The 19,198-nt window shown below is 38.7% G+C and carries 14 protein-coding genes; 1 reads left to right on the top strand and 13 read right to left on the bottom strand.

Going from position 1 to position 19,198, the window contains the following annotated elements:
* Position 1 precedes the first annotated feature (1 nt).
* From aphA to cmoM, 5 genes are all read right to left on the bottom strand, one after another.
* Complete coding sequence (gene aphA / locus GWJ01_RS11335; RefSeq protein ID WP_023581332.1) at positions 2 to 715, bottom strand: acid phosphatase AphA; 714 nt, start codon at positions 713 to 715, stop codon at positions 2 to 4.
* Positions 716 to 940: 225 nt separating this feature from the next.
* Positions 941 to 5,401, bottom strand: a complete 4,461-nt coding sequence (gene mukB, locus GWJ01_RS11330; protein ID WP_161711105.1) for a chromosome partition protein MukB — start codon at positions 5,399 to 5,401, stop codon at positions 941 to 943.
* Positions 5,398 to 6,129, bottom strand: a complete 732-nt coding sequence (mukE, locus tag GWJ01_RS11325; protein WP_023581330.1) for a chromosome partition protein MukE — start codon at positions 6,127 to 6,129, stop codon at positions 5,398 to 5,400. The genes mukB and mukE overlap by 4 nt, the downstream gene beginning before the upstream one ends.
* The gene (gene mukF / locus GWJ01_RS11320) at positions 6,110 to 7,432 is read right to left on the bottom strand and encodes a chromosome partition protein MukF (RefSeq protein ID WP_161711104.1); all 1,323 of its coding nucleotides are present in this window, start codon (positions 7,430 to 7,432) and stop codon (positions 6,110 to 6,112) included. Before mukF ends, mukE begins: the two co-directional genes overlap by 20 nt.
* Before the next feature lie 9 nt (positions 7,433 to 7,441).
* Positions 7,442 to 8,215 (bottom strand): tRNA uridine 5-oxyacetic acid(34) methyltransferase CmoM, encoded by a 774-nt coding sequence (gene cmoM, locus GWJ01_RS11315; RefSeq protein WP_161711103.1) that lies wholly within the window; start codon positions 8,213 to 8,215, stop codon positions 7,442 to 7,444.
* Between the two features lie 375 nt (positions 8,216 to 8,590).
* Between cmoM and elyC the strand changes: the two genes are divergently transcribed.
* Positions 8,591 to 9,421 (top strand): envelope biogenesis factor ElyC, encoded by an 831-nt coding sequence (elyC, locus tag GWJ01_RS11310; protein ID WP_109393557.1) that lies wholly within the window; start codon positions 8,591 to 8,593, stop codon positions 9,419 to 9,421.
* Positions 9,422 to 9,501: 80 nt separating this feature from the next.
* Here elyC and kdsB read toward each other — a convergent pair whose 3' ends face one another.
* From kdsB to rpsA, 8 genes are all read right to left on the bottom strand, one after another.
* The gene (gene kdsB / locus GWJ01_RS11305; RefSeq protein ID WP_161711102.1) at positions 9,502 to 10,263 is read right to left on the bottom strand and encodes a 3-deoxy-manno-octulosonate cytidylyltransferase; all 762 of its coding nucleotides are present in this window, start codon (positions 10,261 to 10,263) and stop codon (positions 9,502 to 9,504) included.
* Positions 10,264 to 10,267: 4 nt separating this feature from the next.
* A complete protein-coding gene (locus tag GWJ01_RS11300; RefSeq protein WP_004244593.1) occupies positions 10,268 to 10,447 on the bottom strand; it encodes a Trm112 family protein in 180 nt (59 codons plus the stop codon).
* A 415-nt stretch (positions 10,448 to 10,862) separates the two neighbouring features.
* On the bottom strand, positions 10,863 to 11,078 hold the full coding sequence (locus GWJ01_RS11295; RefSeq protein WP_023581324.1) for a cold-shock protein: 216 nt from the start codon (positions 11,076 to 11,078) through the stop codon (positions 10,863 to 10,865).
* Positions 11,079 to 11,593: 515 nt separating this feature from the next.
* Positions 11,594 to 12,583 (bottom strand): tetraacyldisaccharide 4'-kinase, encoded by a 990-nt coding sequence (gene lpxK, locus GWJ01_RS11290; protein WP_109402625.1) that lies wholly within the window; start codon positions 12,581 to 12,583, stop codon positions 11,594 to 11,596.
* Complete coding sequence (gene msbA / locus GWJ01_RS11285) at positions 12,580 to 14,325, bottom strand: lipid A ABC transporter ATP-binding protein/permease MsbA (RefSeq protein ID WP_109402624.1); 1,746 nt, start codon at positions 14,323 to 14,325, stop codon at positions 12,580 to 12,582. Before msbA ends, lpxK begins: the two co-directional genes overlap by 4 nt.
* A 36-nt stretch (positions 14,326 to 14,361) precedes the next feature.
* Entirely contained in the window at positions 14,362 to 16,605 is a 2,244-nt protein-coding gene (locus tag GWJ01_RS11280; RefSeq protein WP_237585714.1) for a DNA internalization-related competence protein ComEC/Rec2, read from the bottom strand.
* 565 nt (positions 16,606 to 17,170) lie between these two features.
* Positions 17,171 to 17,458, bottom strand: coding sequence for an integration host factor subunit beta (gene ihfB, locus GWJ01_RS11275; RefSeq protein ID WP_006537420.1), 288 nt, complete (start codon positions 17,456 to 17,458; stop codon positions 17,171 to 17,173).
* Between the two features lie 64 nt (positions 17,459 to 17,522).
* Positions 17,523 to 19,196, bottom strand: coding sequence for a 30S ribosomal protein S1 (gene rpsA / locus GWJ01_RS11270; protein WP_006537421.1), 1,674 nt, complete (start codon positions 19,194 to 19,196; stop codon positions 17,523 to 17,525).
* Positions 19,197 to 19,198 lie beyond the last annotated feature (2 nt).

The raw sequence follows: 19,198 nt of genomic DNA, 5'->3' as shown, positions 1-19,198 counted from the left end.
ATTAGTACTCTGAATTGATAACTACTTCTTCACCAAATTGACCTGCTTTTGGCAGTGGTTGGTAAGAAGAGTTAGCTGCACGCAGAATACGAATACCACGGATGTTCAGCTCATCTGCTGCTGCGATATCTGCATCAGCATCACCGTAGTAAATTTTCAGTTTATGATCACGCATCCAGCTTACTTTGTTATTTGCGCCAGGTTGATCACCAGCAAAAATAACAGGCTGCATTTTATCAGCAGGAATGTTTAAGCCTTCTTGTACATACTTGGTCACAGTCTCAGTTTTAGTCTGAGTACGACCAGTAATGAAATAAACAGTATCACCACGTTTTAAGTGCATTTGAACAAGATCGATACCGACTTGTTTAGGCATACTGAATTTATCCCACTCGTTATTCATTTTTTCCCAGAATTCTGGGTTTTTCAGGTAGCTGAAATCGTTTGGAGAGTATTCCAGTTTACCACGGTAGAAACCTGGGCTTGAGAACAGAACAGTGTCATCAATATCAAAACCAACTGCCATCGGTGCTTGACCTGCAAGGCTTTTTTCAATATCAGCAACAGAAACCCAATGAATTGGTTGTTGTTGTGCAAGTTGTGCAACGGTAACACCTGGGCTAACAACTTCTGGCATATGAACTTTTGCCATTGCTGCGCCATTTAAGCTTAACGCTAAAGCAATTGCACTAAAAGCTAACGTGACTTTACGCATTCTCTTTCCTTTAAATTTTTATATTAATCACATACGGGAGCAATCATAAACATCATGATTACATTTAAATGAGATATGGCGCACGTTATTCCATTTAAAATTTCATTTTTTTGTTAATTTACTTTCATTTTTTGATCTATGTAACACTTTAAAAAAGAAGGCGCTATAAGCATGAGCCCGTAGCGCCTTTATTCTTGCCCTCTTGAGGCTAATAATGGAATAAAATTATTGTGTTATTTCAGCAACATTTGATGATGCAATTTTATCTTTTTCAGCCTGTTGACCAAAACCTTTTAACCCAACAACGTGTACATGTTCAGTACCATTGAACACTTTTCGTACTAATTTATAGGTTGTTCCTTTTTCTGGGCTGATATTTTCTGGTGCCGCAATAATTAATTGCATATCAAGGCGATCACAAAGTTCAAATAACGTCGCGATAGATTTCGCATCTAAACGTGCCGCTTCATCGAGGAAGAGCAAACGACAAGGAGAGATATCTTTTCCTCTTAAGCGTCGTGATTCTTCTTCCCAGCTCTGTACAACCATCACCAGAATTGACATCCCTGTACCAATTGCTTCACCAGTTGATAAAGCGCCACTTTCTGCTTTTAACCAACCTTCTGGTCCACGATTAACCTCAACATCCATTTCAAGGTAATTACGGTAATCTAACAGCTCTTCACCCACAGTTTGTGGCATACGTTGACCAATATCTACTTGAGGGTTTAAACGCTGATAAAGTTTCGCCATTGCTTCAGAGAAAGTCAGATTTTGGTTTTTAAATAGATCTTGATACTGGTTCTCTTCTTCAGATAACACATCCAATAATACTTGATGACTTTCACGGATATTGACGTTGAGTCGGACACCACGCACCTGACCAAATGAAACCGCTTGCAAACCTTGGTTTAGCATACGAATACGGTTTTGCTCACGCTGAATAGTTTTACGAATAATATTCGCGACGCTTCGTGAGCTAATCGCTAATTTTTGCTCACGGCTAGTTAACTCTTCAGTTAAGCGAGCAAGCTCAATTTCCATCTGTTCAATTGCATCAACTGGATCATCCGTTTTAATGATGTCTTGGCGAATACGTTCTCTTAAATGCTGATATACCGCAATAAAGAACTGAACTTTACGATCGGGATATTTTGCATCTTCTGAGCGACGTAGTGCATCACGTAAATATTCATTATCAGCAACCGCTTGGCGTAATGCACCTAACGCTTTATCCGACATTGAACGTAATTCATCAGCAGAAAGATAAGCAAAGTCTCGACGATGTAAACGACGCTCCATTCCATTTTCTTTTACTAATCGCATAACCGCGCACCAACCCGCTTTTGCACTCACAACATGCTCACGAATTTGAATGTAGTCACGTTCAAGTTTACGGATTTTCTTGGTTAGATTATCTCGCTCAGCTTCACTTAGTGCGATATCTCGCTCAAGTTGGCTAATACGCGTGCGGTTTGCACTTACCGCAGAATAGCGTTGATCACGCAGCTCTTTGGCTCTGGCTTCTGCACCAATATCAATATGGATCCCTGTATCACGCATCTCTTGCTCAAGCTCTCTAAGTAATTCAGATTTAGTATCAAAGGAGCTTTTTAATGATGCGAGTACTTGATTAAATTGAGCACATTGTGCTTGTTGCTGACGATAAAGTTCTCTTGCTGTAGCGCGTTCTGTTTCAGCCATTTCTAAGCGGTGACGTAGCTTCTCGTTAAGATCACTATTTTCACTGACAATCTCAACGGCATCGCTATAACTAAAGTGAGGACGACGCTGTACCACTTCCACCAGCAAGAAAGCTTGTTGCTGATAACGTTGCTGTTCTGCTTTTGCTTGTTCGTAATCTTGAGCTAATTGTTCATGCGCTTGTGGATCACTTTGTAAGATTGAAGCGATAGGCTCTAACGTTGCTAATGCTTTTTCATGACGCTGCAAGTGACGCATTGACTCTTCAGCGGTATACAGCTCTTCACGTAACTCTTCAACACGATCAATCAGTGTTTCATCCATCAAGATATTAACTTTAGGAATAAGTTTATTAAGAAGATTTAGAGATTCTTTAGCACGCGCATAATTTTGACGCTGTTGCTGAGTACTCTCTTCGTATTGTGTTAGCGCTCTTTCTAGCTCGTTACGTCTTTGGTTGAGTTGACGAATATCCTCTTCAGGATCCGCCTCAAATGCCACAGAAATATGTTGTCCCACAAACTGACTAAAAGCATGGTGAGCACGTTGGATCTTCTGTACATCAAAAGCTTGTGTCGCGTAAAGTTCAGAAAGCTCATCGCGCTGGCGAGATAAAATTTCTAACTGATTTTCACGCGCAGCTCGACCAAACAGCGGGATTTCAGGATAGCGAGAATAACGCCATTGTCTATCAGAACTTTTAATAAGAACGGCTTTATCCATCTCTTGCGCATTAAATACACTGTCATCGAAAGATTGTGGATCACCTTCGATAAAATAGAGATCTTCTGGGCAATCATCTAACGTTTCTAATTGTGCCTGAACTTGAGATAGATCTTGTACAACAATCGCATGGCGTGCTGGCCCATATAATGCAGAGAAATAAGGCGCATCGTCTAACGTAATATCATCATAAATTTCTGATAATAAAACACCATTAAAGCGTTCAGCTAACGTAATTAATCGCCCATCTTCAGCGCCACTTGGCTGACTTAAACGTTCAATTTGCGCTTCAATTTGTTGTTTACGGGTTGCTGTTTCATCACGTAATACCGTTGCTTCGCGCTCTTTTTCAAGTAACTGTTGCATATATTCTGTTACTTGATGACCCGTTTCAAAAGATTGACGAGTCTGCTCACATAATTGTGTTAACGCATCTTGTGCCGCAAGCCATGCAGGTGCTCGTTTTTTCAGCTTTTCAATTTGTTGTTTAAGTTGATCTAACTCTTGGCGCATTTGCATACGCTGTTCGCCTGATTCATTAACGTAATCACTAAGCTCTTCAATTTTTGCTTCTAATTCATCTTGAAGAATTAACAGATCATCAGGCTCCATCGATTTACCATGATGTTTGTTAAACTCTTCAAGTTGGCGTTCTGCATTGTTTCGCTGATGTAAACGCTGTTCTAATTCAGCTAATTGCATACGAATAGGATGAACCCTATCCGCTTGATGTCGATGAGAAGACCACTCACGTAATGCCGTTTTTGCAGCATCCCATGCATTTTGGCGTTCAACTTCACCAACAATTGAACTTACCAGTTTATAGGCTTGATCGAATTGTGTTTTCGCTGCTTCAGAAACATTGAGTTTCTGCTCCATAGAAAGCAATGAATTCGTAATGGTTTGAATTTTTGATTGGATCCGTTCAGCCCATTGCTCTGCATTAGTTTCATCTAAATCCGTAATATCACATTGTGCTTTAGCACGCTCTAAAGCCTGCACAGCTTGGCGATATTGAATAGCGCGTGTTTGTTGTACGTCTAATGCTTGCTGATAGTCTGCTAACTGATTTTTCAGTTCATCGACTTCTTCTTCTGCCGATTCTACGCGTGCTTCAAGTTCTTCTTTCTTAGATGTAGCTTCTTCAACCACTTCGCTTTGTTCTTCTAAGCGGAAAGTTATCTCTTCAACATCAGCAACATAGCGGTCAATTTTCTCTTGTTGGCGAACTGCATTTTGTACTAAATTTAATCGGTCACTTGCCGCTTGATAATCCGCTTCAAGATCAGAAGATAACGCTTGTTGCTCTTCTAACTCTTTACCCATTTCAACAAAACGATACGCTTCGCTATTAATGGATTTACGCTGGCTCCATAACTCACGGCGCACGGTTAAAGCTTCATCTAAATGAATTCGTCGTTCATTAGCATGACGCATATAGTCAGCAGCAACATAAGATGTCGCTTCTGTAATTAAGTGCTTAAATAAGTCTCGATCAGATTGAGTGACACGAATAGCTTCAAGCGTCATTCGGTTTTCACGCAATGCACCTTCCATATCTTGGAAAGCTTTTCTTACACCGCTATTTTCAGGTAGTAAATAATCACGTAAAGAGCGTGTAATCGCACTTGAAATACCGCCATACAATGAGGCTTCAATTAAACGATAAAATTTGGCGCGATCACTCGCTGAACGTAAACGTTTAGGAATAACCCCTAAATCAAACATCACAGCATGGAAATCAGTGATAGAGTTAAATTGTCTGAAAACAACCCCATCAATGGCTTCAACTTTTTCTTTTAATTCATTCAGCGGTAAAACACGGGCTTGGCGATCCGCAACAGCTTGAGTCAAAATTTCTGTTGGATTTTCTGCCATTGGCAGCCCTTGGATCATAAAGGGTTTGATATCAACTTTCTTATCACGCCCTGCAATTTGTTGTAAACGAACACCGACCACAGCACGTAAGTGACGCGAGTTAATCACATCCAATACGGCATAACACACACCAGGACGCAGTTTCCCGTATAACCCTTTATCACGTGATCCGCTTGTCGATCCTGCTTCTGTGGTATTACGGAAATGAAGTAAAGTAAGATCAGGGATCATGGCTGTGATAAATGCAGCCATCGTGGTTGATTTACCCGCACCATTACCACCTGATAACGTAGTCACCAACTCATCTAAATCAAAAGTACGAGCAAAAAACCCATTCCAGTTGATAAGTGTTAATGAGCGAAATTTTCCCCGTTCAATCATTTATTTTCTCCCTCCGCATCATCTTCACTGGATTGTAATTGCTCATCTTCATTTTCTTCATCATCGTTGAGAGTTTCTGAGCTATCTTCAAGCGCCATTGCTTCACCATCACGGATCATTCGCATTTGAGCTTCAAGTGGAGAATCGCCACTACGCACATCGGCACCAAAGCGGAAAACAGATTCGGTAATAGAAAAACGCTGCATATCATTTAATAAGAATGAGATCATACCTAAACGACGTAAACGATTTAGTGAGGTTCTCATTTTTTCTTGTAATTTTTGCAAATCAAGATCAGAACCTGTTGAGCGCTGATTCACTAAACGTAAAAGCTTGGTTTCATCTGCTAATGTTCTTAATTCATCGAACAGCTCTTGAACGGTGAATATTCCCTGATTCGCTAATCGTTCAGGGCTAAGATAGAGATAGCAAAGAATTTTCCCCACCAACATATCCATTTCAGAGAGAACAGAGCGTGGAATAAGTGTGGTTGAACGAGGTCGCAAATAGAAGAAACCTTCTGGTGCTCGAATTAATTCGACGTTATAACGCGCATAAAAGTCTGATAACTCATCTTGAAAATCCATCAAGAAAGCATGATTATCCAGAGAGTCTATACCGATATGTCGACCTGCACGTAACTGGCTATCCAGTTCAGGAAAAAGTGAGTTCGCTAATGCCTGCGCCAGTTTTGCTGGCATAAATTGTTCAGTATGTATCGATGACATGCGCTTGTACCTTAGCTCCATATTCGTTAATTTCTGACCATTTTGCAGGTAATCCTGCGAGCTCAGCTTTCGCCACACCTAATCGTACTGCTTGATCAATAACAATACGTGCAACATCGAAATGTTTCTGTTGCGGATAACGATTAAGGTATTCAACTAACACTGAACTGAGATCTAATGCTCGTTGTTCCAATTTGTAAGAAGCCAGCTCTTGCTCTACCCATAGTGCTATTTGTTCGTTCACTTCACTGAACATTTGATATTCAAGCTCTTCAGGTAACTCACCCGTGACTTCTTCATCACGTAGAACCAGTTCTTCATCACGCATATCAAACAACCGATCAGCATTAGCGTAAGTTAATGCCCATGGGCTGTCGAAATAGTTTTGTACGGATTGACGTAAACGGCGAGAGAAAATACGGTTTTTATCCATATCAATCGCTGTACGAATAAATTTATGGACATGCCTATCGTATCCAATCCATAAATCAATAGATTGCTGACCCCAACTAATAATGCGGTCTAACTTACTTTGAAGTTCAAATACTAATGTATCAATTTGCTCAACATGACCAGAATTCATGTTTGCTTCTTGAATACGTAAGAGATTGGCTTGAAGTTTGTCACCAGCGGCTTCAAGTGTATCTTGTAGCTCTCTTAATGTACCCGAGGTTTCAGATAACAATTGTTCACAGCTTGAAATGGCTGCTTGCCAGTCTTGGTTTAATAGCGCAGCAATATCTTCTTTTACTGTATTTTGCTGCTCATCCATGATCCGCTGAGACAAATCAATGCTATCGAAAATTTCTGCCACTGAATATTTTAAAGGCGCAAAAACGTTACGATGCCAATGATATTCATCACCACCATCTTCAGCGGAACTGGCAGCTGAATCCAACTCACCCGCCACAATGGAAAGTTGCATAGATAAGCGCAATGATGAAAATTCACGTTGGCGAATATAGTAATCACTAATTCCAATACCCAACGGGGTTAAACGGTATATTGCATTACCTTCTACCAATTCACTGGTAAAACGGTTAAAAAGTCGCTGCTTTACCATGTCATTAATGGCATTATTTGCGCGAACTTGTATTGATTCTGCGGGTTGTTCGAAGCCTTTACATACTTCTCGAAAGGCATCAATTAACTCCCCTTCACTGATTTCGCCATCAAGGCGCTCGCTGTTTAATACAGCGACAGCCATCAAAAAAGCTAATCTTTCTGGTGGCAGTGAGATTGAGAAATCATTTTTTCTCGCCCAAGACACTAACTCAGGAACTGTCTGGGTAAAATCACTCATAGTACATCCTTAATTTACACGCTTTTGTGCCATGACATGAATGTAACGCCCCAGACTGATATAGGGCTCTTGCCGACAATATCGTTGCTCTAATGCAAGCAACGATGGAAAATCTTTATTTTGTAACTGACGACTTTGCAAATAATCATGGAAAACACGGACACCCGTTTTTCCTAATATTGTCATTGAAAACTCATCTAGCCATTGATAAACATCTTCGGGTTGCAATGGATTTTGAGGTGATAGCGATTTTTTTCTTCTACGTGGGATCTCAGGATTTGCCAGATGAAAATTCCCTAAAATCGCATTTCTCATGACAATGCCATTCGCATTGTAAAACATCAGCGATAAGATACCATTAGGTAACAACATATCGGTAAGAACATTTACGGCGTTTTTCTGATCCGTGATCCATTCCAATACTGCATGAAATAGAATTAAATCAACCCCTTCATCTATATGCTCTTTAATCTCTTGAGCTGCACAACAAATAAACGTCATGTTCTCGACAACACCCTCTTCAATCGCAGCCTCTTGTGCGCGATTAAGCATCTCTTGTGATAAATCACATAAGATAATTTGGTGTCCTAATTTAGCAAGCTGGCGAGAGAAATAACCTTCACCGCCACCAGCATCTAAAATACGCAAACTTCGGCTAGGTAAGAGAGTCAATAATTGTTGTAAATCTTCCCAAATCACCGCTTGACGTATTTTACCCTTTGTTGTGCCATAGATATTGCGGGAGAATTTATCTGCAATATCGTCAAAATTACGATCTGACATTAAAACGCCTCATGATAACAACTTACTACTTGCACTCTTTGCGTTCTGATAAATTCAAAAATATGAGACACTGTACATAAATAAAGACGGCAATTTTACCAGTGTTCTATGATACTGACTGTTTTCTCTCAAGAAATAAGTCATGAATCAGATTATTCGCAAAGCGCAGTATAAATATAACGCTTATTAATGAAAAAATTAACGTTCAAACGTTTATCGTTTTATAAATAATTAAACGGTTTTTTATTTCTATTGATGAAAACTTAGTGAAACGTTGTTGTGTTAGCTATTTTGACACAACGTCTTGGAATTCCCCTAGTTTTCACTAAGCTTTCGCTATCAATTGCATGTATTTCACTCAATCTAGGATGATTTATGCTGTTTTTGCTCAAAAAATATGTTGCAGGCTTTCTGATGCCCTTGCCTTTGCTCTTATTAATCGCCTTTTTTGCATTAGCTCTACTTTGGTTTACTCGTTGGCAAAAAACTGGAAAAAGCCTACTCACTGTTGTGCTTGTTCTGTTAACTATTTTAGGCATACAACCTGTTGCCGATACACTATTAATGCCGAGTGAAAAAGAGTATCAAGCTCGTTATGAATTACGAGAAAATTCGCAACAAGATGTGAACTACATTGTTGTTTTAGGTGGTGGATTTACTTATAACCCAGATTGGGCCCCCAGTTCTAATCTTCTTAATAATAGTTTATTTCGTGTTGCTGAAGGTGTAAGACTTTATTATCGCAATCCTAATGCGATAATGATTTTTACAGGTGGTGCTGGTGTTAATCAAATAAGTAGTGCAGAAGTAGCGGCTCAGGTAGCACAATCTTTAGGTGTACCTGCTGAGAGAACTATCGCATTATCAACACCGAAAGATACGGAAGAAGAAGCCTATGAAGTTGATAAATTAATTGGTAAAAAACCATTTTTACTTGTAACGTCTGCCAATCATTTAGCACGTGCGGAGCGTTTCTTTTTAGCCCGAGGCATGAAACCTATCGTTGCACCAGCTAACCAACTGGCTATTTCTTCACCATTACATCCTTGGGAAAAATATTTTCCTTCTGCGACTTATTTTCAACACAGTGAACGTGCATGGTATGAGTTTTTAGGGTCGGTATGGCAATCAGTAAAACCTGTCGGACAACCCGCAACTATTCCTGAAAATGAAAGTCACCAATCTGATAAAGAAGAAAACCAATAATTAGAAATATTTTTGCTAACTGATGCAAAAACGGCACTTAATTTAAGTGCCGTTAAAATTTATTTGTTACTGTTAAAAAATCAGAACTCTTGGTTAAGTGCTCGATATGCAGCTCTGGCTGCAATAAGATCATCTTGAGTATCTACTCCCACACCAGGAACTTCTAGTGCTTTGGCAACATGGATTTTTTCACCATACCATAGCACACGCAGTTGCTCTAACATTTCAATAGATTCTAATGGGCTTGGCTCCCAAGTAATATATCGACGTATAAAGCCTGCACGATAAGCATAAATCCCAATATGACGAAGATAATGCTCACCAATTTCATCATGTGATAAATTAAAACGATCTCTTTCCCAAGGAATGGTTGCACGAGAAAAATAAAGTGCGAAACCTTTTGCATCCATCACAACTTTCACCGCATTAGGGTTAAAAGCTTCTTTTGAGTCAACAATAGGCACTGCTAATGTTGCCATTCCTGCACCACAACTCGCCAAATTTTCGGCTACTTGAGTAATAATCACAGGGGGAATAAGAGGCTCATCACCTTGTACGTTAACGATTATCTCATCATCCGCAAATTTGTATTTTTCAATGACTTCCGCTAAACGTTCTGTACCCGAATGATGATCTTCGCGAGTCATACAGGCTTCTCCACCCGCTTTTTCAACTGCTGCAACAACATCAAAATTATCAGTTGCAACAATGACACGGTTTGCACCAGAGCGCATAGCTTGTTCCATGACACGAACAATCATAGGTTTGCCATGAATATCCGCGAGGGGTTTACCCGGTAAACGGGTCGATGCATATCGACCAGGGATAATGACCGTGAACATGAAGTTACTTTTCCTCTTCTAGTGATAATTCTCTTGCTTCATTCTCCAGAAGAACGGGGATATTGTCACGAACAGGATAAGCTAAATGATCAATTTTGCAGATAAGCTCTGAATTTTCTTTATCAAAGATAAGTTTACCGTGGCAAACTGGGCAAGCAATAATTTCGAGTAAGCGGTGATCCATTTTGTCCCTCTCAAGGGTTAATCATTTTATATGGCAAAAGGATATCATAAGGAATGATCAGCGTTAATACTCAAAACCTCTCGTTTAGTGATAATTCGAAAATTATTTTAGTAATTAATAAATTTATTATTTTCTCTTTTACTATAAGCAACAAAAAAGCCACATTAATGTGGCTTTTTATCGTTGAGTCTGCAACATCATTAATAAAGAATTACATTCAGCTTTTATTGATAATAATTTAACCTTTTTATTATCTTTATTGCATTCTAATTAACGAAACGACTCTTTTATATTACTTATTCAGCTTGGTGGTAAACTATTGTGGCTTACCTACCTCAAATTAGGCATAAACGATAATTTAATCTTAATGCTAAACTATCGTTTTATCTACATCTTTAACAAGGCTAAGCCTTATTTAAAACCCGATAACATCAGCGGCTTCTAAACCTGCTGCTGTTCTGATAACAGAGAACTCAACGTCTTGACCTTCTGTTAATGCTTTATTTTTTGTATTGGCAATCGCTTTTTTATTGACATAAACTTCTTGTTCAATATCTCTTGCAACAATAAGACCATAACCTTTGTTATTGTCGAACCATTTTACGCGACCCATTCTTAATTGTAATGTCATGATAGATAAACTCCTTTTGTTCTTTGTATAGTTTTATTTTCCTATACAAATGCATCCTACTTTTTATTAAGTCTTCTTATATAAAAACCCCAATTAAATTCTGAACACATTAATTTAAGTAGTGCATTTTATTATTCAATATAAATGTTCAAAACCGTGATAGCTAAGCTTAATAAATATTATAAAGCTCAATAAATATTTACAGTATCAATATGACAAAAAGATGGCATACTGACATTTATTGCGCACTGATAAAAAAGATAACCGAATATAGAGATAATTAGTCACCATCAAAAATGGTTTTTATCATCCATTGTGCACAAAAGCTGATGCTATTCACTGCACAAAATATTAACCCTACATTCAAGATCCACAAACTCTCCACACAAGGCTTTTGAGTAGATAGGGTAGTGGCGAATTAAATTGAACTACGACAAAAGCGATATGCGACTGTAGGTAGGTAATCTTTTATGTAACGCTATCCTGATTTTCACTATAAATATCATTGTTTCAGATCAGATACAAGTTTTTTTCGAACCGTAAATTAAATTGCTGACTTGTTTTAGCACAAATTGACTATTTAATTCAGCGCTAACGGGTAAATACCACCAATTATCTTGTGCAAAATGCTGACATTTAACAGCATCCTTTTCTGTCATAATAAGGGGTTCTAAGTCAGGTGTTAAATCCTGTAATTCTTGAACACTATAATCACTATGATCACTAAATGCTTTTGTTGTAATTAACTCTATCCCTTTTTCATGTAACGAGTTAAAAAACCTAGGAGGATGACCAATTCCAGCGATAGCAACAGCCTTTTTAATTTGCTGAACTGGTTTTTTTTCTCCTGTTTTAAGATTAACTGCAGTATCACCTTCCAGTGTCATGCCAATCTCATTATTCTGACTTATCCCACCATTAACGATAATTGCATCCACAGAATCTAAGCGCCCTGAACGCTCTCGCATAGGGCCTGCTGGTAACCACCAACCATTGCCGAATCGACGCTGACCATCAATGACAACAATTTCATAATCACGTTGTAATGCGTAATGCTGCAAACCATCATCAGTGATGATCACATCAAGCTCATGTTGAGCTAATAACGCTTTTACTGCATCTCGTCGATTAGGTGCAACCGCAACGGGAGCACCAGTTCGATGATAAATCAATACAGGTTCATCACCTGCCATGGCAGGTGTCGTATCGGATGTCAAAAGCAATGGATAATGATCTGATTTTCCGCCGTAACCACGAGAGACAACACCAGGTTTAAACCCCTGCTGTATTAATTGCTCAACAAGCCATATCACAACAGGTGTTTTGCCATTCCCGCCTGCAGTTAAATTGCCAACAATCACAACAGGAATTGGGGCTTTCCATGACGCTAGCCATCCTTTCTGATATGCAAAACGCCTTAATAATGTAAGTGCGCCATACAACCATGAAAATGGAAGCAGTAGGATATATAACCAAGATTTACCAGACCAAATCCGTTCAATCATTTGCCAAATTGCATCCTGTGAAGTTGTGCATAAATGCCTTGTTTCTCAATCAAATCAAGGTGTGCGCCACGTTCAACAATTTCACCATCTTCAATAACTAATATTTCATCCGCTTTTTCAATAGTTGATAAACGGTGAGCAATCACTAAAGAGGTTCTGTTTTTCTGTAATTCATCAAGTGCTGACTGGATAGCGCGCTCTGATTCTGTATCTAGCGCTGATGTAGCCTCATCAAGAATAAGGATTGGCGAATCTCTTAATAACGCTCTTGCAATTGCAATACGCTGACGTTGTCCACCTGAAAGCAATACACCATTTTCACCAATTTCAGTATCTAAGCCCTTATCCATTTTTTGGATAAAATCCATTGCATGTGCCATCTTCGCCGCTTTTTCAATATCTTCACGGGTATACTGATCTTCACATGCATAGACAATATTGTTTGCTACGGTTTCATTAAAAAGATGCACATTTTGAGAAACCAACGCGACTTGATTACGCAAAGATTTCAATGTGTATTCACGAATATCATGACCATTAATTAATATTTCGCCTTCATTAATGTCATAAAAACGCGTGATCAGATTTGCGATCGTAGACTTACCAGAGCCTGAGCGTCCAACTAATGCAACAGTTTTACCTGCTGGGATAGTAAATGACATATTTTTCAGTGCTGGCGTATCTTTCGTGACATATTGGAAAGTCACATTACGGAATTCAATATCACCAGTTGGTTTTTTTAGTTCAAGCTTACCGGTGTCTTTTTCTTGCTCCATATCGAGTATGGTAAATAGCGTCTGACAAGCAGCCATACCACGCTGGAATTGAGCATTCACATTAGTCAGTGATTTCAATGGACGCATTAATGCAACCATTGAGGAGAATACAACAGTAATTGTACCTGCTGTTAATGTATCCATTATCTCAGGGAAACTTGCTGCATACAGGACAAATGCTAATGCAAGAGAAGCGATTATCTGAATAATAGGATCTGAAATTGATGATGCGACAACCATACGCATACCTTGACGGCGAATATGATTGCTTACATGGTTAAAGCGTTTATTTTCAACTTCTTGGCCATTAAAAATCAGAACTTCTTTATGCCCTTTTAGCATTTGTTCTGCGCTAGTTGTCACTAGCCCCATGCTATTTTGGATACGCTTACTGATTGTTCTAAAACGAGTCGATACTATACGAATAACAACAGCAACAATAGGTGCGATAACGATAAGGATCAGGGATAATTGCCAGCTATAATAAAACATCAAACAAAATAGTCCGATGATATAGGCACCTTCACGTACAACGGTAATTAATGCACCTGATGATGAAGAGGCAACCTGTTCTGAATCATATGTGATACGAGAGAGTAAAGTCCCTGTTGATTGCTGATCAAAAAAGCTCACCGGCATTCCCATAATATGAGAAAACAGTCGACGACGCATATTCATTACAACTTTCCCAGAGACCCAAGAAAGACAGTAACTTGAAATAAAGTTAGATATACCACGCAGAGCTATCAGACCAATAACGGCAAAAGGCATCCATTTTAATACGTCATTACTGGCTTTACCAAAACCTTCATCAAGAAGTGGTTTTAATAAAGAAATCATAAATGCATCCACACCCGCATTGATGATTAATGCAATTGCAGCAGTGATTAAACCCGCTTTGAAAAGCCGAATCATTGGCCATAAGCGGCGGAATGTTTGCCACGTTGATAGATCTATATCATTCATATATATTACCAAACTTTTAATAATTAGCCGGCCATTCTACTCGGGAAACGTCAAAACACCAAACCACTGATGATACCAACGAGGCAAAATATCTCGCCTATAGGTAAATACATCAATATTATCTTGATTAAACTCGATAGAAACTTGCCCACTAATAGAGGTTGTTAGCCAATTAATAGCTTCTTTTTTATAACGATGATGTACTTTATCAGAAGGCAAACGCCAAGGGCTATAACGAGCAGCAGAAACAAGTGCAATTTTTGGTGATACTGCTTGAATAAACATCAATGTGGATGATGTTTGACTACCATGATGAGGAACTTGTAAGACATCTGCTTTTAGCTGATCTTTTTTTACTCTTACCAATTGAGCTTCAACTTCTTTTTCTATATCTCCAGTTAGCAGAATATTGTATTTCCCATCACTAATATTGATCACACAGGATTGATTATTTTTCGGGGAGAGTAATTTATTCAGCGGCCACAATGCATCAAATTGAAGCCCTTTCCACTGCCATGATTTATCACTTAAGCAAGGTAAATGCGAAGGATCGTCAAAACTACTACGAATGCTTAAATTAGGATAAGTTTTTACTAAATCTTCCATTCCCCCTGTATGATCAAGATGATCATGGCTAATGATCAATGCAACTGGCGTAAGTCGATGATGTCTTAAATAAGGAATGATGACATTCTTTGCAATCGAACCTCCATTTTTCCAGCGCATTCCCGTGTCATAAATAATCGCTTCCCCTTCTTTTTCAAGAATAACTGCTAAGCCATGCCCAACATCTAACATAGATATTCGCCATTGATAACGTGAAGAGGCGATGAATTCACAGTATAAAATAGTACCAATAGCCACAATGCAAATAAAATGATAACGCCACCATGACATTTTTATGATTAAAATAGTACCAATTCCCAAAAATCCTAATAATAAAGGAATGGCACCACTATTTTGCCAATATGGTAAAAATAAAGGAGCACACCAAAAAGCAAGGCTAATAGAAAGATCAACCCAGTGCCAAATTATTGGTTGCAAAAATGAGAGAAAGAATGTCAATAACCCGAGCATTATTAATGGCACGGTAATAAAAGAAACAATAGGAACCGCCCATAAGTTAACAATAAAGCTAAAAAAATTAGCGCCATTAAATAAATATAATTGGAATGGTAATAAAATAATTAATAAACCAGATTGTAAATGTACCAACCTTAAAATAAACCACCGTTTTTGATAGTTATATTTAGCTTTTAATGGGTACATCCAATACCAAAAGATAATGGCAAACACAGCAGAAAATGAAAGCCAAAAACTAGCTGAAAGTATAGAAAGAGGCTCAACAATAAGAATAAGTGCTGCACTCCAAAGTGCCCATTGCCAAGGCAAAAATAATCGGCTCCCCCAATGTAAAATTACCCAAACAGTTAATCCAATAACAGCTCTTGTTGCTGGTATTCCCCAACCTGATAACGCAGCATAGAAAACACCACATAACCAAGCTATAACTAATGGAAATCTTGGATTAATCCATCTGATAGGGAAAAAAAATTGAATACCTCTTGCAATACCCCAACCAAAAAAGGCAGCTAAACCTATATGTAAACCCGATATCACAATTAAATGAGCAACCCCTGTTTTCATATAGAGATCTTTTTTCTCAGGTTCAATATATCGCTTATCACCTAAGACTAAAGCAATAATTTCACCTTTATTTTTTGCTGTTTGCCAATGAGCTGTGATTGTCTGAATAAGTTGAGTACGTAGTGATATATCATTTCGGATAAACTTGGCTGTCATCACTTTACCCGTTAATGTTTCCTTCACAGAAACGGCATATTTTTGGCTATCAAACCCACCTTCATTTAAATAACTATGTACAGCTCTAAATTGAATTTTAAACTTCCAATATTGTCCTACAGCTATGTTTTTAGGCGGACTTCGCCAATATACGTTTGCATAAACAGAAGATGAAAAGAGCGTCTTCTTCGTAATGGGTATTTTGATAATAATATTGCCATCTGTTAATTGGCGATACTCCATAACCTTGGTTTCAAATGTTGCCATATTATCAGCAAACTGTTCTGTTCTCGTCATTAATGATGACGCAACCATATTTGAATAAACCCAGAAAATTAGAAATATCGCTGAAAAACGGAATAAGAAAAAAGGAATAAATAATAGAAATAGTGCAACAATAATAATAATAGAATAAATTGTTTGACTAAAAAGCGTATGTTGAACTAATAAAGGTAAGCAACCTAATATTATTGCCAAAGCAATATTGTCTAAAGTTAACTTCGTGAAATAGAGTCTTTGAAAATAGGCTGAATGAATGCACCTTCGTTTTATTGATACCATCTTTAACTCAAAAAACTTTATCATTCGATTCAGTAAAATCATTTCTAGCATCCTTGCCTGCAATTATTTTTTAAATATCATAATGTTACCATTTCATTAGAGATAGGCTTTTAGGTCGTTTTTTAGTGATGCTTTATAAAAAGGAAAAGATCTCTTGTTACATACAATAAATTTTGAGAAGAAGCTCGTAAAAAATAAAACAACTAAGTGATACAGGTAATTAAATAGAGAAATTAAAATGAAAGCAGAATAAAGTAATAAAAAAGAAAGGTGCTAGCGAGATAAAATCAAGAAAACGAATCGTTCAATCCAAGATTGGGATTGAAGGTGCAAGATGGGAGATAGAAAAAAATTAGGGAGCAGAAAAAAATTAGGGAGCAGAAAAATAAACTAAAAGTGATAATAATAGTTAATAAAAAACGGCACCTAAGTACCGTTTTTGAGAAAGTTAACTAACATCGTGCCATTTCGACAGGAGTTATTATTCCGTATAAATATTTACACGGTCACGTAACTCTTTACCTGGCTTAAAGTGTGGAACGTATTTACCTTCCAGATCTACTTTATCACCTGTCTTCGGGTTACGACCCGTACGCGGCGCACGGTAGTGTAGAGAAAAACTGCCGAATCCGCGGACTTCGATACGCTCACCATCAGCTAAAGTATCAGCCATATGATCAAGCATTTCTTTTACAGCTTCTTCAACCGTCTTAGCCGAAAGATGAGATTGTAGGCCTGCAAGTCTCTCGATTAACTCAGACTTGGTCATATTACCTCCCTAAACTACCGATAAATAGGCAACGATTAACGTTGCCTTCCGTTAATAACTTAAATTATTCGCCTTTAGCTGCTTTGAAAGCTTCAGCCATAGCGTTGTTTGAAAAACCAACTTCTTCTTTGTTGTTTACAGAAGCGATAGCGTCTTTCTCATCTGCTTCGTCCTTAGCACGAACAGATAAGTTGATAACGCGGTTTTTACGATCAACGCCGGTGTATTTAGCTTCTACAGCTTCGCCAACATTCAGAACCAGAGTTGCATCTTCAACGCGGTCACGTGAAGCTTCTGAAGCACGCAGGTAACCTTCAACACCGTCAGCTAATTCTACAGTTGCGCCTTTAGCGTCAACAGCAGTTACTTTACCAGAAACAATAGCACCTTTTTTGTGAGCAGACAGGTAATTATTGAATGGATCTTCTGATAATTGTTTAACGCCCAGTGAGATACGTTCACGTTCAGCATCAACTTGCAGAACTACAGCAGCGATTTCGTCGCCTTTTTTGTATTCACGAACTGCTTCTTCACCTGCAACATTCCAAGAAATGTCAGATAAATGAACCAGACCGTCGATACCGCCGTCTAAACCGATGAAGATACCGAAGTCAGTGATAGACTTGATTTTACCTTCAACACGGTCGTTCTTGTTGTGAGTTTCTGCAAACTGCTGCCATGGGTTAGATTTGCACTGTTTCAGACCCAGTGAAATACGACGACGTTCTTCATCGATGTCAAGAACCATAACTTCAACAACATCACCAACGTTAACAACTTTAGATGGGTGAATGTTTTTGTTAGTCCAATCCATTTCAGAAACGTGTACCAGACCTTCAACGCCTTCTTCGATTTCTACGAAGCAACCGTAATCAGTCAGGTTAGTTACACGACCAGTCAGTTTAGTACCTTCTGGATAACGTTTAGCGATAGCTACCCATGGATCTTCGCCCAGTTGTTTCAGACCTAATGATACGCGAGTACGTTCACGGTCGAATTTCAGGACTTTAACAGTGATTTCGTCGCCAACATTGACAATTTCGCTTGGGTGTTTAACACGTTTCCAAGCCATGTCAGTGATGTGCAGTAAGCCGTCAACACCGCCCAGATCAACGAATGCACCGTAGTCAGTAAGGTTCTTAACGATACCTTTAACTTCCATGCCTTCTTGCAGGTTTTCTAATAACTGATCGCGTTCTGCGCTGTTTTCAGATTCGATAACCGCACGACGAGACACAACAACGTTGTTACGTTTTTGGTCTAATTTGATGACTTTGAACTCAAGCTCTTTGTTTTCCAGATGAGTTGTATCGCGAACTGGGCGAACGTCTACCAGTGAACCTGGTAAGAACGCACGAATGCCGTTCAGTTCAACAGTGAAACCACCTTTAACTTTACCGTTGATGATACCAACAACAGTTTCGTTTTCTTCGTAAGCTTTTTCCAGCATCAGCCACGCTTCGTGACGTTTAGCTTTCTCACGAGACAGAACGGTTTCACCGAAGCCATCTTCAACCGCGTCCAGAGCAACATCAATTTCGTCGCCCACTTGGATTTCTAATTCGCCTTGAGCGTTTTTGAATTGTTCTACAGGAATAGCAGATTCTGATTTCAGACCTGCATCAACCAGAACAACGTCTTTATCGATAGCAACTACAACGCCGCGAACGATAGCGCCAGGACGAGTTTCGATTGTTTTTAGGGATTCTTCAAAGAGTTGAGCAAAAGATTCTGTCATGT

The sequence above is a fragment of the Proteus sp. G2618 genome, from assembly GCF_009915995.1.
GTDB classification, from domain to species: Bacteria; Pseudomonadota; Gammaproteobacteria; order Enterobacterales; family Enterobacteriaceae; genus Proteus; species Proteus terrae.
The sequence above is the reverse complement of the archived record's forward strand: the minus strand, read 5'-3'. Positions and strand labels throughout refer to the sequence as shown.